Genomic DNA, 20,291 nt, shown 5'->3' with positions numbered 1-20,291 from the left:
TTTGGCTTAAAATCATCACATATCCTCACGTAAGACTATTTATAGTATTTGTTCTTAGAAGTTATTTTTGATTACATATCAAAAAAGACAAAAGTCAGAGATAATTTTTTGATTTGTTTGTACTTATCTTGACTCTTGTCTTCTCCTTTTTACCTTTAACTTCTTTTCTTTGTCTTATTTATAAATACAGAAGTAGGGATGAGTAACCTATACAGATCTTGAACTTGTTTATTTCAATCAAGCTTGTGCTCTCATGTGCTATGCACTACTATTAGGCGATCTACACTATTGATGTAGGTTTTATGTCTTGATACTTATGCAAAAATTACACCTAAGCTGCCAATAAATTTCCTCACACTTCCAAATTACCTACATTTAAGATATCCACACTACCTTCAAAAACTCCAACAAAATTCGGGTTTTCCAGGGGATAACTACTAGGGAGTCCAAAATTACTAGACTCAATATTTCCAATTAAAGTAGTGCGATCAATATCCAAGGATATAATGTCTTCACTGTTGCTAAAATAACTATTGTGGAGTGTTAGATTTTCAGCATTAGCAGGATTAATTAATTCATCTACTTCTCCACCATTGATTTCTCCACCATTGATGAAAAACTGAGTTTTTTCCCAAACACTCTGAGCAATTTCTTCTCCTAACTTTCGCCCGTTCAAATCTCCTTCAGTAAAATGGATTCCCCCATAAAGTCGAGAAATCCCAGATTCATCTGCAGCTTTACTAAAAGTATCCCACTGTAAAATAACTGTTTCTGAAGGTGTAATATCTGGTTCAAAACGCGATTCGCCAGGTTTAAAACTAACAGAAGCACCAAATTCATCACTTCCGGTAAATAATTCCAGAATGGTTGCACCTGCTGCACTAAAGCTACTGTGACCGGAAGTGTACTCAGCAAATGGTGGAGAAGGATCGCTACCAGGAGTTTGATATGTCAGAAATTCAGTCGCCAAAATTGTCTGAGTTCCTTGTCCCGGTTGCCATGCATCAATTACAAAACCACCTTTTTCTTCGCTAAATTCCCCTATTAGTCCTAATTTACCAAGCTCCCGTACTGCTCTGACTGGACGAGTATAGTCATAAAACCTTTTGGCGTCCCATGTGGCAATACCTGCATCGAATACAGCATTTCCCAAACTGAAAAATAGTTGAGCGTCTTCATCTAAGTTATTATTGTCCCGAGCTGAAACAAATTGTCCAAAGGTCATGGAGGTACCGGGAGGAAATGAAGTTCCAGAACCATCTTCCCAGAACTCTGCAATTAACTTCTGCTCGTCAGTTAAATTGGCACTGATATCAACAACTTCTTCTACTTGAGCAATAAATTCGGGATTAATAATCGTTCCAATGAGACTTTTATCAATTTTTACTGTGAAACCATCTTCGAGGGTAATTGTCTTATCCTCTAAATTTACAGAGCCATCCACTAACAGAAATGGCTCTGGTGCTTCTGGTCGGAATTGCTCGCCAGATTCCAAAGCAAAAGGTTCAATATCTCCCCACTGGGGTGTAAGAAATTGTTGAATCCTTTTTTCTTCCCCTGGTTCAGCATTAATTGGTACCCTTTCTGGAGTCCAACGCTCAATATCAACTATTTCATCGGGGCTATTAACTGCTTGATAATTACTGTTGTCGGAATATGGAACTCCGAGAATTCCATTCGGATTATCTCCAAGCTGATTTGAACCATCTTGACGGCGAAAGTCTAATAATGCAGCTGCAGAAACATTACCGATACCAGCAGCAGTAGTGATATCTGTAGTATTGTTGTGTGGATCGAAACCTAGTTCGAGCATTGAATTTTCAAATATCTCTATTTGATCGGGAAAAAGGTCTCTCAAAACCCGATAAGCTCCATAACTCATCGCCTCTATTTTGTTAGCTTCAGTAATCTCTGATGAAGGGCGTTGCAAGTCATCAGAGAGTTGAGTTGATATGGCTTTAGGATCGTAAGCAGCCCAAGCATCAAAGATAGCTGTATGGATCATTGCATAAGCACGAGATGCAACGGTGGGACCCGGTGAAGCCTCAATTACAGCTTGTTGAACCACTCGATCCCAAAATACAGAAATAGTTGGCGAAGGGTCACTAACTGTTATCAATTGAGTTTTTGGATCCACTATCAAAGTTGGAGCATTGTTATAATTAATACCCGGCTTTATATCTTGTGCTTCTTTAGCTTCATCAAGAGATTCCACAGGTAAACTTTCTTGTCCTAAAGAGTGTTCGTTACTCATTGTGTTGTCCATTGTACTTATCCTTCAAGTTGGCAGAGTAAAATAAAAACCAAAGCAAGGTTCTCAAATTTTTTCCATTCACGAGTATTAGAATTTACATTTAACTAGAGATCGGTGGTAGATATTGATGACGTATAAATAACGTCATGATTTGAGTTTATTTTTTCAATACCTCAGGCTTTATTTGAAAACTAAAAGTAGGTTTTAAGTTTCAATTATTCAGTGTGTCGTTGGTTTCAGATTTTGCCTAAGTTTATTATCTCATCAGAGTTATTATCTCTCTATGTGTGTATTGTGATGCAACAGCATATGTTTATGTAAATATTTCTTTACTGAAATATAATTTTGTTTACATAATTTTCCTTTTGAAGATTTGAATACACAATATAAGGTCTTGAAGACAGGACTCAAGCTATGGTTTCAGTTTATCCAGTCGATGTCATTGTGCGATCGCATAAACTTTGTCGTGAGATAAAAGTTCAAATACCCTGTATCTATCAAGAGATCTATGATGAAGCGCGTCTGGAATTATTATGTCATGTTGAGGAAGACGACTATAACAAAAGTCAATTGCAATCTCGGATACGTTCATTAGATTTTTTTTTAAAAAAAGCTGTTTACCAAAGAATTGATAAGTTAGCGATTAATGCTCAACAGTTTGTTGACTTACCACTTCATAACCCAAATAAACTTGAAGCTCTTACCCAACTTTTTAATGCCATCATTATATGTGGAAGGTTAAAAAAGCCCCAAATGTATAAAGTTGATTTACAAACTTATGAGGATATTTCTGCTGATTCTTTAACTGAGCTATGGCGATTTATATGTTTAAAAATAGATAAGTTTGAGGCAAATAGAGTAGATGATAATAATGAGTATAGCAAATTTATGGTTTGGATTAATTCCAGTATGTCTTACATAATTAAACGCTCTTATTTTAGGAATATTGACATTCAATCTCATAAAATCAGTAAAGAATACCAAATTATTCTACTAGATGAAGATAATTATGAAAGTATATCTGCTCCATCTGAAGAAGCACCATTTGCGGAAATAATTAGAGAATTGATTGATGAAGACCCAGAAAAAATTTTTCAGAATACTTGCATGAAAAAACACCAAAAAATTAATTTTCGGACAATAGCTCTTCTTAGTTTAGAAGGACTATCTATGAGAAAAATATCAGAAAAATTAGGAGTTCCACAGCAAAGTTTATACACATTTTATAATCGTAGTATTAAAAAATTTATGCCAATCTTCGAAAAATACTTACACGACTAAAATTATGTATACAAATCAAATTATAAAAATCAAATCATACAAATTAAAAAAATTAAAATTACGAAGCTAAACTTACATAAAGAATGTAATCAAAAAGAATGTAATCAAAAAGGAATTATATTAGCGATGAGTTGCCACAACGGTATATTAAATTTAAGTTTTCCCATATCTTCCCAAGCTTATGCAATAGCTGAGGATTTTCAACGTCATCAATCCCATGCTCAGAAAATTGAACAGGTTTCCCGTAATACGGTAGCAGTATATATTGTTAACTTTTATTTAGAATCTCTGGGCATTGAAACTGATTTAACATCAAGTGATAGTTGGAATCCAGTAATGCAAACCTTAATGAATGTTGCCGATCTGAAATTAAAATATTATGGCAAATTAGAATGTATTCCTGTTTCTCCACATGCTTCATTTGTTCGTCTCCCTGCAGAAATTTGGTCTGAGAGAGTTGGGTGTGTGATTGTTGAGTTAAATCAAAGTCTGAGAGAAGCAAAACTATTAGGGTTTTTAGAAAAGGCATCTATTGAAGATATTCCTATTACCAGATTAAGAAATATTTGTGAATTACCAGAATACTTAAAGCAACTTCAATCTCCGGTTAATTTGATTCAATGGTTCGAAAATAAATTTGTCGCTGATTGGCAAAAAGTAGAAGAACTTTCCAGCCCCCCAGAATTACAACTGACGTTTAGAAATACTGCTAGAATTGCTAGTAAATCAAGTATTAAAGGTGCAAAACTCATAGACTTGGGTATAGAATTGGGCTCTCAGCCAGTAGCATTATTAGTAGCAATTACTCCAGAAGAAGAAGAGAAAGTTGGAATTCGCATTCAACTACATTCTGTTGGAGATAAATTATACTTACCACCCCATGTAAAACTTGTAATGCAATCGGAATCAGGGGATAATATTCAACAAGTAGAAGCAAGAAATCAAGATAATTATATCCAGTTAAAAAGGTTTAAATCGAAAATAGGTAAATGCTTTCACATTAAAATTATTCTCGACCGATTTAGTTGGACTGAGAAGTTTGAAATCTAAACTTTGACATCTAAACTTTTACATCTAAACTTTGGGATTTACAGTTTGAAATATAACGTTTAAAATTTAATTCTCGCTATGGTGGTAAGAATGTCTAAGCTCGTGGTTTTAAGCTTAGTACAAGGTGATTTGGAAAATGGATTTACTACAGTCAGTGCAGAATTATGGTTGGACAGCGATTCATATCCAATGAAATTTCATGCTGCTTTACCTGCTATTCCAGAAATTCCTATTTTGTATCGGCGTTGGAAGTTTCTATATGAAGCTTTAAATCAATGTTTCAATTTAAGCCGAGGGATTATAAATTCAACTGATAATAGTTTGACAGTTCGTAGTGCTCAAGATAGTAATGCTAAAAATGGTAATTCTAGAGATGGTAATTTTATAGATGATGATTTTGAACTAGAAGAAGAAGATGTAGTTCAGGTTTCTGAGGTTGAGTTTCGTCAGTTATGCGATCACTTCCAAGTATTGATCAATAATTGGTTAAATTCTGAAGAGTTTCGTCTCATAGATCGAAAACTACGCAGATATTTAGATCCAGATGACGAGATTAGATTAATTATCCAAACAAATGACGATTTATTACGCCGCCTTCCTTGGCATTTATGGAACTTTTTTGAAGATTATCCCTATACAGAAGTTGCTTTAAGTTTACTAGATTTCCAAAGGACAAGTAAAAAATCCAGTAAAAAAAAAGACAAAAAAATCAAGGTTTTAGCAATTCAAGGAAACGGGGAAGGACTTAATCTCGAACGAGATCGAACTTTCTTAGAACAACTATCAGGTAAAGCAAAAATTGAGTTTTTGGTAGAACCAGAAGCGAGACAATTAAACGAACAACTTTGGGAACGGGGCTGGGATATCCTGTTTTTTGCTGGACATAGTTCCAGTGAAGAAAAGGGAACTATTCAAATTAATCGAACCCAGACAATTGGTTTGGATAAGTTAAGAAACGCTCTGAAAACGGCGATAAAAAATGGTTTAAGGTTAGCTATTTTTAATTCCTGTGACGGTTTAGCTTTAGCGTCATATTTGGAGGATTTAAATATTCCCCAAGTGATCGTGATGCGCGAAGCAGTACCCGATTTTGTCGCACAAGAATTTTTGCGACATTTCTTAACTGAATTTTCTCGAGAAAAATCATTATATACAGCAGTACGTTTGGCTAGAGAGAGACTGGAAAGTTTAGAAGATGAGTATCCTTGCGCAACTTGGTTACCAGTTATTTGTCAAAATCCAGCTGAAATACCGATGAGTTGGTCTCAGTCCAAAACATCTACACCTTTTGGTGGGAGAGAACTAATTGCATCTATCTTATTGATTTGTTTGGTTACCCTGAGTGTCATGGGTTTGCGTCATCTTGGAATACTGCAAAAATGGGAACTGCAAGCTTACGACCAATTAATGCGATCGCGTCCCGATGAAGGACCGGATGGGCGAATTTTGGTGGTTGGAATTACAGAAGAAGATTTTCAGCTTCCAGAACAGAAACAACGCAAAGGTTCTTTATCGGATGAAGCATTAGCAAAATTATTAGATAAATTGGAACCTCATAAACCCCAAGCGATTGGATTAGATATTTTTCGTGATTTTCCCATAGATTCAAAGCAAATAGAACTAAAGGAACGTTTACTTAACAATGCTGTCAAGGAGGTTCCTTTATTCAGTACATGTCATGTAGGTGAATCAAAATCGAAGTCAAAGGGTGTTGCTCCACCACCGGAAATATTAGAACAGCATCTCGGTTTTAGTAATGTTTTGGCTGATTCTGATGGTGTTTTACGTCGCCATTTATTATCAATGCATGCACCTCATTATTCTGCTTGTCCGACAACCTGGGGACTCAGTTCTCAATTAGCATTACATTACTTAAATAATAAAGGTATTGCACTTGAGGTAAAGGAAGAAAACTGGCGATTAGGAAAAGTTGTTTTGCAATCTCTACGGGAAAATGCTGGTGGATACCAAAAAGCTGACACTTGGGGAAATCAAATTTTATTGAATTACCGTTCCTACCGTTCTCCCAATGATATTGTGGAGGTTGTCACGCTTACAGAAGTACTCAGAGACAAGCTTAAGCCAGAATTTATCAAAGATAGAATTATTTTAATTGGGGTAATAACCCCGACTTCTGGAGACGATTTTCTCACTCCCTATAGTGAAATTCTCAATTCTTCCCAAAGGTATATGCCTGGGGTAATACTTCACGCTCAAATGATTAGTCAAATCTTGAGTACGGTATTGGATGGAAGACCTTTGCTATCACCTTTACCATTGTGGGGGGAATTTATATTTGTGTCGATTTTCGCTGCGTTCGGAGGGACTATTGGGTGGCGTTTTGATTCCTTTTCACTCTTATTGCTGTTAGGAGGAGTTGGGGTTACTATTATCTATGGAGTTAGTTTTGTTTCATTTATACAAGGTATTTGGTTACCTATTGTTCCATCAGTATTGACATTTGCGATCGCGCAAATCGTTTCAGCAACCTATTCAAAATCTCATAAATTTAAGATAGGTAATTAGTAATTGGTAATTGGTAATTGGTGATAGGTAATAGGTAATTGGTGATAGGTAATAGGTAATTGGTGATAGGTAATAGGTAATTGGTGATAGGTAATAGGTAATAGGTAATTGGTAATTGGTAATTGGTAATTGGTAATTTTTTAATATAAAAAAGGATAAATACTAATTTTAGCTTTTTATAAAAAATTAGTTTAGTAAGATATTTCGTAAATATTATAAAGGCTTTAGATCGGAAGCTTTCATTTTTTATATATTTTTTTCACAAGCCGATAAATTTATTATGTTTAAAAAGCAATTACAACATCAACACTGGAAAATTTTATTCATCATTAATCTAACAGTATTGAGTTTTATCCCAACATCAGCGGTTGCAAAAGAAACATTAAATTTGAATCGAAAAATATATTCAGATAAAAAAGTATATTCAAACAAATCGTTACATTCAAAACAAAGATTAAATTTTCAAGAATCGACCGACCAATCTAAACCTAGAAAAACTAAACCTAATAAAAAACCTTTATGGGAAAGATTACCTTTTAATCAACCCACAAGAAAATTACCCAGAACTACGCCAGTTAAACCGACGAGAAAATTTATCTATTTTAGACAACCCCAACGCCAAGGGACACCCCGTGGAACTAGACCCGCAGGAAAGCGAGGTTGTTTGATTGCATCAGAAATACCCTTTTCTCCAGTAGTACCTGTGACTAAAGGGACTGAAAATACTGAACTACGTTGGGGAATAACTACGAAAACACACCCGACATTTTGGTTTTATATTCCCCATCACATTGAGTCTGTTAAAAGTGCTAAGTTTTCTTTGCGAAATAGAAACAATAAAACGATTTATGAAAGTAATATAAAATTAACTGACGCACCAGGAATTATCAGCTTTTCTCTTCCTGCGAATGCACCAAATTTAGAAATCAATCAGTGGTACCAATACTATTTATTTATTGATCGCTTATGCAAGCCTAAGATACGATTGCAAAAAGATTTTGCTCAAGGATGGGTAAAACGGGAAGCAATTACTTCTCAGCTTCAAGCTCAATTAAACGAAAATATATCGGCACAACAAAAAGCGATATTATATGCACAAAATGGAATTTGGTATGAGACAATCAATACTTTAGCAACTTTAAATAATACTAATGCGCAAAACTATATTTGGGTACAACTTCTGCAATCTGTTGGTTTAGAAAAGATATCAAAAGTACCTATTATTAGTTGTTGTTCGCCAAATCATAGCGCTACGCATAATTAAAATGAGTTTATTTCTTAACAGGTGCTTTTAATCTGTTGGTACACGGGGTTTGTTGTAGCCAATGCTGAATAACTTTATGGTGCAAAGCCGTGGCTAATAAAGCCGTTGCTAATATAGATATTTATCCTCGCTCTGCAACGAGACATGTAACATAACAAAATGGGTGGTGTAACATAATATATAGCTGAGCGACCAGTACAAGGTGTAAAGATGATACGAAAGCTATTTGTTATTGGAGTGCTTTCGGTGGCATTTTCGGGTTGTTTCCCACTCAATTCACCTTTCGAAACTCGAGAAGATTTGGAACCCAATCCACTTATCGGTACCTGGGAAGTTGATTCTAAAAATCCATTAGCTGTCTACTTTCCCTGTAAAGAGATAACATTCGAAAAATCAATCTCATTTTGCGGAAGCGGAGGTCCTGCAGAAAAAAATACCTATGAAGTTCGTAGTGGGAGTGTCGTTGTACATGGCATATATGCTGGTAGGGAATATACCGCAGTCTATAATGTTATTAATCGTAATACGATATCGCTTAATTTTTCGGGTCGTGGAGAGTTGCAATTCAATAGAATAAAATAAAAACACATACAAGAAGATAGTGACTGCGCAACTATCTGCACCACAAACAGGAGAGTTGTGTTCTGAGTTTAATGTTCTTACTTAATTACGTCACCGCAGACTGCAAACTCTCCGCTCAATTTAAACAGTTTATTTCCAACAAGTTATTTCAAACAAGTTATACGATGTCCACTTAATTACTTATGAAAAAATATGTTTGTAGTAGCGCTTTAGCGCGAATGTTTGTCTATTGCGCTAAAGCGCTACTACGAACCTTATTACAAGTGTTTTACCGGACGTGATATTATTTCAAATAAATTCTTCAAAAACGATTGCAAATAGTAGATGTTAGCCAATTATTACTAGAATTTGCATTCGATGAATCAGCAGTTAAAACTACTTCTCCTTTATCGTTGTAATACCATTGAGTTGCTTCGATGATGTTTTCTATTTTGTTTGGGGATGCTTCGCTTTTGAGATCTGCATCAGATAAATTGGGTTTTTTTTGGTTTATTGGTTTAATGCTAGCCCAACCGACTTCCACTGAGTTGCTATTCAGAACATCTTTGGGATTTACTGGTAAACCACCGCGCCCAACAATAGTAAAACTACTTCGGGCGTAATTAGGAGTACTGCAACCTTGAGCAATCCTTGTATCGACTGGTTCCGATGGTAAGTTGATTAAATCACTTTTCGGTTCTGGGTCTAGAGTATCAATTTCTATCGTGCCATCTAAAGAAGGGTTTTGCTGTGAAATGGCTGTAATGTCATTGGTTGATAGTTGACTTGGATCCAATTGATTTGGATCGTTGGTATTTAGTAATTCTGCTAACTCTTCCCGAGTACGAGGTATCATACCAAAGATACCTGCGACATTAATTCTGACTTTACCACCTTTGCCGTTGAAAGCATTCGCCGTAATATCGCTGTTTTGATTTGGAGCAGCAATAATAAAACCATCGGGGATATTAATAGTGATGTTACCACCATTTCCCCCAGTTCCTTCGGTACCTGCTGCTGTAGAAATCTGCTGACCATTGCGTAACAATAGAAAATCTCTTATATTCAATGTGATATTTCCACCGTCTCCAAATATAGTTTGAGATCTAATACCACCATTTCGCAAAAAAATAGAATCAGCATTAATATTTATACTTCCTCCATTTACTGGAATGTTAGGATTATCTGCATTAGTAGTAATACCACTATTTTCTAATACCAATGAATGAGTCCGTAGAGTTATATTCCCTGCATTGACTTTAGCTTCTGTTCCACTTGTAATTCCACTATTGAGTAAAAAAGTAGAGTCAGTATCAATATTAATCGATCCAGCATTTCCTTTATTATTATTACCATCAACACCAGAACCAATTCCACTATTTTCTACTAATAATGACTTAGTCTTGACGCTGATATTACCAGCATTACCGCTTCCAAATGTTTTACTATTCCAACCACTTCTATTTTTAATAGTAATATTTTCGGTTGCATTGACATTAATATTTCCAGCATTCCCAGTATTTCTAGTTAATGTTTCAAGGGCTCCTCCATTAAAAAATGAAACTGTATTTACATCGATATTAATTCCTCCAGCATCACCATTACCAAATGTTCTACTACCAATGGAACCACTTTCAATTTCAACGGTATCTGCTTTAATATTTACCGTTCCTCCATTACCACTCGAAGAAGTATCACTAGTTATAACTGCATTCTTAACTGAAAGTATATCAACATCAATATTTATGTTTCCCGATTCACCATTGTTAGTGGTACCACTTAAAATTCTTCCACCTTTTAATTCTAAAGAGTCAGCATTCATAAATATTGAAGACCCTTGACTTTGATTGGAATTGCTGTTGTTATTAGTTATAATATTAATTCTGCGCAGTGATGTATTAGAAGCACTGATAGAAAAAGGTTTGGCTATTCTAGCTATGGTGTTATCGACGTTTATCCCTATTTCTTCTGCATGAAAATAATTTGCAGCATTAACACTAAAGCTTCCACTGATTTTATTGATATCCACATTTTTAAGACTGATGTTTCCTCCTCTATAAGTCTTATTTTTATTTCTTAAGTTTTCAGTTTTTAAGTTTTCACTTCTGAGAAATATGCTCAGAGGAGAATTATTAGATGATAGATTAAGTCCTTCAATTTCGATACTATTATTTGCTTGTAAGGTAAAATCAACCGTTTTAGTAATATTGATTGCAAAATCACCACTTACTTTTATATTTCCTTTTTGAATATTTCCTTCTTGAGTTGCAATTCCATTTGCGATCGCAGTAAAACTAGTTCCGGTGTTGATTTGGTTTTCAATATCCTGAATGCTTACTGCAACTGTGTCAGTCTCAGGGATAAAAATATTTGGATCGTTGCTGCTTAAAGGAAAACCTGTTTCTTCGTCTACACCAGAAATATCAACATTTGGGGTTTCTAACAACCAAGTACCAGCTAAACCATTGTTAGCACTAGCATCTGCTTCAATACCTTTGGTGTCGAGAAAATTTTGGCTTGATGTCTGAATTAAACCACCATTACCAGAGTTCGATCCTGCTTTAGCGCTCAAGCTTCCGTAAACACGGTTGGAATTTCTCGAGAAAATCGATATCTGTCCCCCGTCACCTCTAGTTAAAGCATCTGCTGTAATTCTTGCTTCTGGGGCTACATAGGTTGCATTTGCTTTCATACCCTTGGGATATTTCCCATCATTTCCAATTCTGACCTCACCACCACCTACATCACCAGAAACATCGATGGAGGAGTTTGCAAATAAACCAATTCTTTCTCCCAAAACAAGTACCCTACCACCTTGTTTTCCTATTTGGGTATTGGAAGCATCGATTCTTCCTTGGTTGATAATATTTCCAATTTCTAGATCGCGACCTAGAAATTGGTACTCCACATTTTGCAGTTCTCCAAAATCTCCCAAACTTGCAAAACCTTCCCCCGGAACAGCAGCAAGAGAGATTTGTCCGCCATTAGTTGTTAAATTTCCAGTATTAGTAAAATTAGTACCAACCAAAGTTAGGTTTTGTCCCGGTTTAACTTCCAGGTTTCCCTGATTGGCGATCGCTCCCCTACGACGACCCCGACCAAACTGTAAACCGGTGGGAGTAGTCATTGTCAGAAGTGGAGGTGAAGAGTTACTAGTATCCCTCGCACTAAAAAAGCGATCGTCAGCAAATTCCAAACTGTCAGCTGTACTTCCAATAAAGGAACCACCAATATCTAGTCTGACATTATTCCCAAATACAATTCCATTGGGATTAATCAAAAATAAGTTTGCTGTACCATTTGCACGAATTAAACCATCAATATTGGATACAGAATCTCCAGTAACTCGGTTAATAATATTTTGAATATTTCCAGCATTGTTAAAATAAGCCGAACTTCCATTAGGAATAGAAAATTCTTGGAAGCTATGGAATAAATTACCTCCAGCTTGCGTTCCACCTTCGATTTTTGTGGTGTTTCCTTGCTGTGTAACGCGGGAATTATTGGGTAGAGTTCCGTCGGGGATAATTTGAGCAGATACCCGATTGGGAACAAATGTGAAACTACTGGTAATTATGAATAAACTTCCCAACAGCATCTGATAGCTAGAATGTTGAAAGAATCTAAATTTGGTAGATATCTTAGATTTATTAGATCTATAAAAATTTGCACCCATAAATTCTTTTTAACTTAATGCTTCTAAATTAAAATGTTGCGATCGCTCCCAAAGCTCCCCAAGCTATCCATTAAGCGATCGCGATAAGTTAATTTAGCGATCGCGATAAGTTAATTTATTTATACGCTCACATTTTGCACTATAAAAAAACTATTGGATAAAGTCATACAAAACTTGCTGAAAGTCTCAATATAATAGTTAAATTTAGTTTAAACTAACAACTTACATCATTTTCATAGACGCCTTGGAATAAATTCCCAGGCTCATAGAAAAAGTCTGATAAATCAGACTGGGTAAGCTTTGTAGTGGGTTTTAACCTACTATGGCTAACACCAGTACAACTCAAAACTTATCTTGCAAACCATCGCCGAATCAACTCCACTTGGAAGCGATAACCATCTCCTTCTTCTTCATTCTCTATTTTTTCAATCAGTTCCCGTTGCAATAACTTTTGAAAATCACTTTCTAACACGCCAGGAATTTCTTGTAATATAGTATTTTTATTAACAATTACCCCTTCCCCTCTTGCAGCCATAAACCTGAGAATATCAAGCCCCATCGCATTTACTTGATTATTTTGAATATCAGCAAAGAAAAAACTACCAGTACCCAAGGCTTCCGTAACTGCTGCTTCCACATCTGCTAAAGTTGCTAATCGTCGCACTGAGGGGTCTTGTTCGTTTTTATAGGCGACGATTTCACTACAAAGTAATTGTACTAAGAAGGGGTGACAGCGAGTAAGTTCTAACACGCGCTCTACAGTATCCGGTTCGTAGCGCAGCATAAAATCTTTTACGGGACGCTCAATTAATCGACGGGCTGATTCTTCTTCCAAGTAACTGATATGCACCACTTGCACGTTAATTAAGTAACTAGCCCAACGCTGATATTCTTCAATGGTATGGGAGCCAGCCAGCATGACTTTGAAGCGGGGACGATGTTGGATCAGGTGACGTAACATTCCCAATACGTCTTGTTCGTCAAATCGTCCTTTAGTAATTGCGCTGTCAAGTACCTCGAATTCATCTAGCATCAACAAAGCGGTATTTTGTTCTAGTACCTCTTCTACGCGATCGAGCCATTCGTCAAAGCAGGTGAAGGGGTCATCTTTTAAGGTTTCGCGGGTGAGTGGTGGTAAATTAACAGCTTCTTTTTTTGCTGAGGTAATCATCCCCCTGGCGAGATTGTAGAGAAAACCTGTGTAGTTATTTGCTGATGAAGGTGCACCTTGCAAGTCCACAAACATAGGGATGATGGAGTTGGGTAGGAGTTTTCCCAAGTTGTAGAGGAGGGAAGTTTTACCCATGCGGCGTTGTCCGTAGAGTAGCAGGGGTGGGCGACGGCGATCTAGGATTAGTTGTTCGATGCGACTTCCGATGTCATCGCGTCCGCTGAAGATTTCTTGCTTTTGGGTGAGGGGAACGGCGAGAATGTAAGGAGAGTCAATTTCCTGGCGCAGTTCAACTTGTTTTGCTAGCTCTTCTACATAGTTGGTGATTATTTCATGCCATTTTTGAGCGATCGGGTAAAAACGGGGAGCATATTCGTTACTGCTGCGAGTAAGATCCTGTAAATTTGCATTTAATCGATCTGCAGTAGTTGTAAGGGCTAAACGCTGGTTATAGTTACTACGCTGACTGAGAGCAGAATCTACATATTCACTGATGCGAGTGAATATGCGTAGTATGGGGCTGGCTTTACCTTCTAGCTCTCCAATTACCAATTTGTGGTAAACTTTACGGATAAATTCAACCGATTCAGAGCTTTCCAACATTCGTGCATCCAGTTCAATTTGTGCAGCTTGAACAGCCCAGCGCTGACGGCTATTACTTAATAAATAATCAATAGCTACTTGTCCTTCATCTGGTTTTTGCTCCATGACTTGCACTAAATGCTTATCCAAGCCAATCAATGGTATTAATTGATATTCGTCCCAAAATGAAGCATGTAAGTGTAAAAAACTTAAATGGTGATCTGTGAATCGTTGGTCAAGGCGATAGAGTATGTTATGGAATAAAACCAGAAAGGGGTAAGTTAGCACAGGTCGCCATAAATTTATAGTTGCACCCACGCCGAACGCCACGCCGACCGCCACGCCGACCACCACGCCTTCCGCCACGCTGAACACCACGCCTTCCGCCGTGCTTACCGCGATGCTTCCCGCCACCATTCCCGCCGTGTTTACCGCGATGCTTCCCGCCACCATTCCCGCCATGCTTCCCGCCACGCTGACTGCCACGCCGACCGCCATGCCGACCACCACCACACCTCCCGCCATGCCGAGCAACACGCCTCCCGCCATGCCGACCACCACGCCTCCCGCCATGCCGAGCACCACGCCGACCGCCACGCCAACCGCCATACCGACCACCTCACCTCCTCCCGCCATGCTGGTGGCCACGCCGACCGCCATGAACACTATGCTTACCGCCGCCACCCCGTAAGCCAAGTCATTTAATGGTAAGCCTAAAAATAGTAATCTTGTTATAAATACTGCTGTTCCAGGTGTTACGATATATACTTGTATCAGTAGTTTCCACACCTTACGATTACACCATTGTATTGATTGTATATTTGTGGATGTATAATACAAAGCCGGGTCAATACGCTTAAGGTGATTTTTCCAAGCTTGAGGACGAAAAAATAGCCAGAAAAGTAGTTGCAGACTACCCAGTATGAGGTTGGGGTGTGGTTCGGGTGCGTCGGTGTAAATTTTGGAGTAGTCGATGGCGGATTTCATTGGGAAAGTCAAAAGTCAAAATTCAAAAGTCAAAAGATGACCTACGGTCATACTGCGCTAACAAACCACGATCTACGTTCACGCTATACTTCTGGTTTTAAAAGGCTTTCTACACCTAATTAATTTTTAAATTGCTATCTATTACGAAATTAATGTAACAAATAAACCCTAATTGAGAGTTTGGACATTGGGGTATGCAAGAATTTTTGCATCAGCAGTTAATAATGGGTATCCATGAATTCTTGCAGTTGCGACAATTATTTGATCAGCCGGGTCGCGGTGAAAACCTGTAAGTTTAGTTGATTCGACAATTATTGGAATCGTTAGTTCAAGTAGCTGCACTCCTTGATAAGCCAAAGCTGCTTTTAACCATTCGTCAACTGAAATTGACAGAGAAAGTCTTCCAACCTCAACTAATTTGGCAACTTCCCAGCAAGAAATTATGCTAATCCCTAAACCTTGGGACTGGTATTTTTCTATGCATTGTCGATGCTTCTCAGTTAATCTTTGATTATCATCAACCCACCAAATCCAAATATGGGTATCAAGTATTATCATTGCAGCATTTCCCAATCTTCTAAAGGCACAGCAGGATCAAATGGATCGTCATAGCGAATAACTGTACCATGCAAAGGATAAAGATTTGATTCTGAGGGATGTTTAGGATTTTCTAAAATGATAATTTCTACTTGTTCCCCAGCCTGAAAAGGTAAATCCTTGAGGTTCAAGGTTCCGTTTTCAGTTAAAGTTGTTTCTATACGGTGTGCTTTCATAATTATTCTTCTTTTAGCCTTTATCCCGATTTTAAATGATTGAAATGTTCGACTTGTCGCAATCCTTCTTCACGCCAATCATCGGTATCCCCATCTTCTAAATGAAACAAGCATTCTCGACAGAGAATTTGCAATACAAGGGGTACACATTGACTTTGCTCAATAATCCACTCCACATCATCATTTGCAAAGGTAATCGGCGAACTTGCTATTAATTCTCGCGCTTCTTCCTCTTTTAGGGCTCCCAATGTTGCGGTGTAACCAAAAATATTGAAAAATGGCGAACTATGTCCCGTACTATGAGCAAGTTCAATGGGTGATTCGTGGGTAGCTAAGATAAACGCTAGATTTCCACCTGTATGGTTAGTTGCTAAAGAACGCAAGCTTTCCCAAAACTCATCGTCCAATTCCAGACAACGTTTCAATCCGACACCAATCTCATCCAGTAAGATAACTGTGGGATTATGTAAGTTATCACTCATCACATCCATAAAGTTATCTAAGTCGCACGGTTCTGGTGTCTTCATCCGCAAATTTTCCAGAATGTGGGTTAAAAATCTTTCCTTACTTTGCATGCGTGGGTCTTGAAAATCAACAAAAACCCATCGATATATTTCTGGATTCGGTAGCCAGTCAGACTTTTGATTGGGGCGTAATTCTTTTACTGGTGTGGTGGTAATATTTTTCAGATAATGAAGTAGAGAAGTTTTACCAATGCGTCGTTCACCAATAATGGCAGCATTTTGTAGGGGGTGGCGCTTCAGTAAATTAAATAGGCGTTTCAGTTCTTTTTGTCGTCCGAAGAAATGACGGGGATGAGTGATGGGGGGACCGGTTACAAAGGGTGAGTCTTCCTCAATGTGGTTGTTATTTGCTTTTATTTCTGTTTCTTTGTCTGCTATTTCTTGCCAGTCTTGACCCAATTTTTCGCTAATTTCCACGAAATTAATGTAATCAACTGGTTTACCACTGAGAAAATTTTTGACCGTGGACAAGGAAAGTCCGATTTCAGTAGCAAAAGCCTTTTGACTAGGATAGCCATTACGACGCAGTGCTGATTTAACTTGTTGAATGTATTCTTGTGCAACACGCAGCGATCGACCCATCACCTTTATCTCTTTATACCAATTCAGTTGTTAATTATAAGGTAGTCAATCCTATTTGCTAGCTGTAATAGGGCAAAAATCATCTAAAAATCACCTCAAAAAAGCTTTTTCTCAACCTATTTTTCATCTACCCACAAATTTTAATGAGAATATACAGAGTTGGGAAGAAAGCCATGAAACACAGTTTAACAATTTGGTCGATTACCTTACCTCTTTGTGGACTACTAATGTTTAGTATTGGATGTGCGACTACTATTTACATGGTTAACGGTCGATATCGTATTGATGTTGTAGTCAACGCACAAGGACTACAGGTAAAAACTGACGTAGATAAAAGAGAATGCAACTAGTAAAGCAAGTTGCTATTAGGAACTTTCAATTAAAAATATACCACTCGCCAGGGCGCACGTCGGTGCGCCCCTACGGGAAATAAATAATGATTAAATATTTTTTAGAAGTTCATCAATGAGTCTTTTCTATTCCAACGGCATAACATCATGAAAATGAGTCATATTCATAACTCGTTTACCATCTGGAGTAAACGATAAAATATCAACAAAGCGCATATTCCACAAAATCTCGTCTGAAATATAGGAATACCGGGAATGAATAGTTTGAGAAATGGTTTCATCAATCCCAGTTAAAGTAACGATCAGTTCTCCTACTTTTTCCTGAAGCGATTCTGCTGTCTCGTTATACAACGGACTACTTTCATTGATTTGATGCATTACCGTCCAACTCAACGAAAAAGCCGGTGATTGACTGCGTACCAACTTCAGATCGTAAAAGCGACGCATGAAATCTCCTTCTTTCGTGATTTCATTACGCACTAGAGATACTTTGATCTGTGCTTCCAAAATAAAATTACCCCGTTGGTTCGCAGCACGAAACATTAAAGTTGGAATACCATCATAAGGCGCAATTACAGCAAAATTAGAAAACATGACTTTGGCTGTAGGAAGCGAAAATCGGGCAAAAACTAACCCGGTAGCCACAGCCATGATAAAAAAACCTACTAATGCTTCAATTACTACTAAAATATCGGCGTATAGCGTGGTAGGGTGCATCGCACCATAACCAATTGATGCCATACTTTGAACGCTGAAAAAGAAAGCATCACCAAAATCACCCGGGTGAGCACTTGCAATTCCATTTCCACTCGCCAAGTATAGCAAAGCAAAAAAAGCATTAATTGCCAGATAAACCGCAGAAATTAGCGCCAGAAAACGCCACCAAGAAATGGTGAGCAAAAAATGGTACAAACTTCCCCAAGATGGACGGGTACCAAGACAAATAAGATAGGATCTTCCCTGACGTTTGATAAAACGAAGCTCCGGAGACTTACGATTTTTCCCCATTCCCCTTAACCAAAATCCTCATAGAGACGTAACATGTTACGTCTCTACATTTTTGACCTACCATGGTACGTCTCTAAATTTTTGACCTACCATGGCGCGTCTCTACATTTTTTTCCACAGATGTCTGATAGGTCTTTGGTGTAGTTTAGGTTTACTTACGTTTTGCTGCTAGCGAACGACGGGTTTCCCGTTTTTCGTTTTCCTGAAGTCGGCGATCGCGCCAACCCAAAAACGTTAAATAACCTATACCTAAAGTAACTAGCACCAATAGACCCAAAGCCGCCAAAGCCAAATAATTTAGGAATTGAGCAGTTTCCACGATACTTCTATAGTCCGTTACGACCCCAAACTACCATTGCAATTGACCAAGTAAAAACAACTAGTAACGAAACCCAACCAAATGTCAAAATGCCCATAGTGTTTTCTGATTAAACTTATTTACAAAACTACTTCAATATTTATCATACTTGGAATATTCATTATTCTTATTTTCCCATTACCCATCACCAATTAGCAATTACCATTACCCATCACCCATCACCCATCACCCATTACCCATTACCCATTACCCATTACCCATTACCCATTACCCATTACCCATTACCCATTACCCATTACCCATTACCCATTACCCGTTACCTGATTTTTAATCCAATCTCCCAACAAAGAATTAACCTTTTCTGGTATTTCATCATGGGGACAATGACCAGCTTGGAGAAAATGTTCGGTCATTTGCGGATAGTACTGGCGATATTTTTCAGAACGTTGTTTCGCATTCATCCAAGGATCCCCTTCTCCCCACAGCAGTAATAAAGGACTGGTTAATTTACCCAGCAATTCATCCACTGTTTCTCCTTGACGAGTACTAAAAACCGAGCAAAATACGTCAAAAGCACCAGGATCGCCTGAAGGACGACGAATTTCTTCTACTAATTGTTCGGTAACTGCACTTTTATCTAAATAAACTTTTTCTAAGGTTTGGCGAATCACCCAGGGTTGACGTATGTACTGGAATAGTAAAAATTGGGTTAATCGTTGTTGAAACACCCATTTCACAGTATCGCCAAATACAGTTTGTACTTGTTTAACAAAATCAAGCGATTGATTTTCTTTAAGTGAAACTTCTGTTTTTACTAGGGGTTCTGAGTCTGAAGATTCGGAGCTTGAAGATCCAGAACTTGAAGATCCAGAACTTGAAGAAGGTTGATTATCGCTGAATGGTCCAGCGCTATTAAGTAATACAACGCCTGCAACTGTATCCCGACGCTGAGCAGAAACAGATAAACTGGCGTATCCACCCAGGGAGTTACCCACAACAACAACTTTTTGCCCGATGACTTGGGTGATAAAATCATAAAGCTGATCGCGCCACAAGTCCCCACTGTACTCCAACTTGGGTTTCGCAGACCTGCCAAATCCTAGTAAATCAATGGCGTATACCTCAAACTCTTTGCACAATTCAGTTATGTTTTTGCGCCAGTGATCGGTAGAAGCACCAAAACCATGCACCAAAAGCAAAGCAGGATGTTCAGTTTGCTTTGCTCCTGCGTTAACATAGTAGACTTTATGTCCTTTCCATTCCCAATATTGACCGGGAATTGGTTCCGTAGACACAGCTTTAGTTACCCGCATAACGTTAACAAATATTAATCTATTTTAATAATTTTAAATTATTGAGTGATTTTTATTAATTCTCCAGAAA

Annotated in this window: 18 protein-coding genes; 8 read left to right on the top strand and 10 right to left on the bottom strand. The window is 37.7% G+C overall.

Annotated features, from left to right (window positions below):
• Window positions 1-352 precede the first annotated feature (352 nt).
• Window positions 353-2,266, bottom strand: coding sequence for a vanadium-dependent haloperoxidase (locus BC008_RS14750; RefSeq protein ID WP_201026128.1), 1,914 nt, complete (start codon window positions 2,264-2,266; stop codon window positions 353-355).
• A gap of 402 nt (window positions 2,267-2,668) precedes the next feature.
• On the opposite strand from BC008_RS14750, the gene BC008_RS14745 reads away from it, so the two are divergent.
• From BC008_RS14745 to BC008_RS14725, 5 genes are all read left to right on the top strand, one after another.
• Window positions 2,669-3,535, top strand: a complete 867-nt coding sequence (locus tag BC008_RS14745; RefSeq protein ID WP_027844602.1) for a hypothetical protein — start codon at window positions 2,669-2,671, stop codon at window positions 3,533-3,535.
• A gap of 126 nt (window positions 3,536-3,661) precedes the next feature.
• Window positions 3,662-4,585, top strand: a complete 924-nt coding sequence (locus BC008_RS14740) for a DUF1822 family protein (RefSeq protein WP_027844603.1) — start codon at window positions 3,662-3,664, stop codon at window positions 4,583-4,585.
• Between the two features lie 90 nt (window positions 4,586-4,675).
• Window positions 4,676-7,111: a CHASE2 domain-containing protein gene (locus BC008_RS14735; RefSeq protein ID WP_027844604.1), complete on the top strand. Its 2,436-nt coding sequence runs from the start codon at window positions 4,676-4,678 to the stop codon at window positions 7,109-7,111.
• Between the two features lie 280 nt (window positions 7,112-7,391).
• Complete coding sequence (locus tag BC008_RS14730; protein ID WP_027846970.1) at window positions 7,392-8,375, top strand: DUF928 domain-containing protein; 984 nt, start codon at window positions 7,392-7,394, stop codon at window positions 8,373-8,375.
• A 210-nt stretch (window positions 8,376-8,585) separates the two neighbouring features.
• Window positions 8,586-8,957: a hypothetical protein gene (locus BC008_RS14725; RefSeq protein ID WP_058183637.1), complete on the top strand. Its 372-nt coding sequence runs from the start codon at window positions 8,586-8,588 to the stop codon at window positions 8,955-8,957.
• 301 nt (window positions 8,958-9,258) lie between these two features.
• Here the strand turns inward: BC008_RS14725 and BC008_RS14720 are convergent, their stop codons facing one another.
• Window positions 9,259-12,612, bottom strand: a complete 3,354-nt coding sequence (locus BC008_RS14720) for a two-partner secretion domain-containing protein (RefSeq protein WP_027845548.1) — start codon at window positions 12,610-12,612, stop codon at window positions 9,259-9,261.
• Window positions 12,613-12,961: 349 nt separating this feature from the next.
• Window positions 12,962-14,962 carry an AAA family ATPase gene (locus BC008_RS14715; RefSeq protein ID WP_235595867.1) on the bottom strand — a complete coding sequence of 667 codons (2,001 nt, stop codon included), beginning with the start codon at window positions 14,960-14,962 and terminating at the stop codon, window positions 12,962-12,964.
• 309 nt (window positions 14,963-15,271) lie between these two features.
• Between BC008_RS14715 and BC008_RS50510 the strand changes: the two genes are divergently transcribed.
• Window positions 15,272-15,475, top strand: coding sequence for a hypothetical protein (locus BC008_RS50510; protein WP_201026130.1), 204 nt, complete (start codon window positions 15,272-15,274; stop codon window positions 15,473-15,475).
• A 45-nt stretch (window positions 15,476-15,520) separates the two neighbouring features.
• Here BC008_RS50510 and BC008_RS14710 read toward each other — a convergent pair whose 3' ends face one another.
• Genes BC008_RS14710 through BC008_RS14700 form a run of 3 tightly spaced genes read right to left on the bottom strand, consistent with a single transcriptional unit; the run spans window position 15,521 to window position 17,231 of the window.
• Window positions 15,521-15,910: a type II toxin-antitoxin system VapC family toxin gene (locus BC008_RS14710; protein WP_027845546.1), complete on the bottom strand. Its 390-nt coding sequence runs from the start codon at window positions 15,908-15,910 to the stop codon at window positions 15,521-15,523.
• Complete coding sequence (locus tag BC008_RS14705; protein ID WP_027845545.1) at window positions 15,907-16,125, bottom strand: hypothetical protein; 219 nt, start codon at window positions 16,123-16,125, stop codon at window positions 15,907-15,909. Before BC008_RS14705 ends, BC008_RS14710 begins: the two co-directional genes overlap by 4 nt.
• A gap of 20 nt (window positions 16,126-16,145) precedes the next feature.
• Entirely contained in the window at window positions 16,146-17,231 is a 1,086-nt protein-coding gene (locus BC008_RS14700; RefSeq protein ID WP_027845544.1) for a TniB family NTP-binding protein, read from the bottom strand.
• 173 nt (window positions 17,232-17,404) lie between these two features.
• Here BC008_RS14700 and BC008_RS50505 point away from each other — a divergent pair, with 173 nt between their 5' ends.
• Window positions 17,405-17,581: a hypothetical protein gene (locus BC008_RS50505; RefSeq protein WP_201026127.1), complete on the top strand. Its 177-nt coding sequence runs from the start codon at window positions 17,405-17,407 to the stop codon at window positions 17,579-17,581.
• Between the two features lie 126 nt (window positions 17,582-17,707).
• Here BC008_RS50505 and BC008_RS14690 read toward each other — a convergent pair whose 3' ends face one another.
• From BC008_RS14690 to petN, 3 genes are all read right to left on the bottom strand, one after another.
• The gene (locus BC008_RS14690) at window positions 17,708-18,589 is read right to left on the bottom strand and encodes an ion channel (protein ID WP_027845543.1); all 882 of its coding nucleotides are present in this window, start codon (window positions 18,587-18,589) and stop codon (window positions 17,708-17,710) included.
• A gap of 151 nt (window positions 18,590-18,740) precedes the next feature.
• Window positions 18,741-18,908, bottom strand: a complete 168-nt coding sequence (locus BC008_RS50500; RefSeq protein WP_201026126.1) for a hypothetical protein — start codon at window positions 18,906-18,908, stop codon at window positions 18,741-18,743.
• A gap of 7 nt (window positions 18,909-18,915) precedes the next feature.
• A complete protein-coding gene (gene petN / locus BC008_RS14685) occupies window positions 18,916-19,005 on the bottom strand; it encodes a cytochrome b6-f complex subunit PetN (protein ID WP_058183634.1) in 90 nt (29 codons plus the stop codon).
• 51 nt (window positions 19,006-19,056) lie between these two features.
• Between petN and BC008_RS49495 the strand changes: the two genes are divergently transcribed.
• On the top strand, window positions 19,057-19,239 hold the full coding sequence (locus BC008_RS49495; RefSeq protein WP_161938120.1) for an alpha/beta hydrolase: 183 nt from the start codon (window positions 19,057-19,059) through the stop codon (window positions 19,237-19,239).
• Here the strand turns inward: BC008_RS49495 and BC008_RS14680 are convergent.
• Window positions 19,211-20,221, bottom strand: coding sequence for an alpha/beta fold hydrolase (locus BC008_RS14680; protein WP_058183633.1), 1,011 nt, complete (start codon window positions 20,219-20,221; stop codon window positions 19,211-19,213). The two genes, BC008_RS49495 and BC008_RS14680, sit on opposite strands and share 29 nt — an antisense overlap.
• Between the last annotated feature and the right edge of the window lie 70 nt (window positions 20,222-20,291).

Source organism: Mastigocoleus testarum BC008 (assembly GCF_001456025.1).
In the GTDB taxonomy this organism is placed as follows: domain Bacteria; phylum Cyanobacteriota; class Cyanobacteriia; order Cyanobacteriales; family Nostocaceae; genus Mastigocoleus; species Mastigocoleus testarum.
The sequence above is the reverse complement of the archived record's forward strand: the minus strand, read 5'-3'. Positions and strand labels throughout refer to the sequence as shown.

Bases quoted from the DNA above. Each gene is read 5' to 3' on its own strand.
- BC008_RS14750 (WP_201026128.1), bottom strand. From the start codon at position 2,266: ATGGACAACACAATGAGTAACGAACACTCTTTAGGACAAGAAAGTTTA.
- BC008_RS14745 (WP_027844602.1), top strand. From the start codon at position 2,669: ATGGTTTCAGTTTATCCAGTCGATGTCATTGTGCGATCGCATAAACTT.
- BC008_RS14740 (WP_027844603.1), top strand. From the start codon at position 3,662: ATGAGTTGCCACAACGGTATATTAAATTTAAGTTTTCCCATATCTTCC.
- BC008_RS14735 (WP_027844604.1), top strand. From the start codon at position 4,676: ATGTCTAAGCTCGTGGTTTTAAGCTTAGTACAAGGTGATTTGGAAAAT.
- BC008_RS14730 (WP_027846970.1), top strand. From the start codon at position 7,392: ATGTTTAAAAAGCAATTACAACATCAACACTGGAAAATTTTATTCATC.
- BC008_RS14725 (WP_058183637.1), top strand. From the start codon at position 8,586: ATGATACGAAAGCTATTTGTTATTGGAGTGCTTTCGGTGGCATTTTCG.
- BC008_RS14720 (WP_027845548.1), bottom strand. From the start codon at position 12,612: ATGGGTGCAAATTTTTATAGATCTAATAAATCTAAGATATCTACCAAA.
- BC008_RS14710 (WP_027845546.1), bottom strand. From the start codon at position 15,910: ATGATAATACTTGATACCCATATTTGGATTTGGTGGGTTGATGATAAT.
- BC008_RS14705 (WP_027845545.1), bottom strand. From the start codon at position 16,125: ATGAAAGCACACCGTATAGAAACAACTTTAACTGAAAACGGAACCTTG.
- BC008_RS14700 (WP_027845544.1), bottom strand. From the start codon at position 17,231: ATGGGTCGATCGCTGCGTGTTGCACAAGAATACATTCAACAAGTTAAA.
- BC008_RS50505 (WP_201026127.1), top strand. From the start codon at position 17,405: ATGAAACACAGTTTAACAATTTGGTCGATTACCTTACCTCTTTGTGGA.
- BC008_RS14690 (WP_027845543.1), bottom strand. From the start codon at position 18,589: ATGGGGAAAAATCGTAAGTCTCCGGAGCTTCGTTTTATCAAACGTCAG.
- petN (WP_058183634.1), bottom strand. From the start codon at position 19,005: ATGGGCATTTTGACATTTGGTTGGGTTTCGTTACTAGTTGTTTTTACT.
- BC008_RS14680 (WP_058183633.1), bottom strand. From the start codon at position 20,221: ATGCGGGTAACTAAAGCTGTGTCTACGGAACCAATTCCCGGTCAATAT.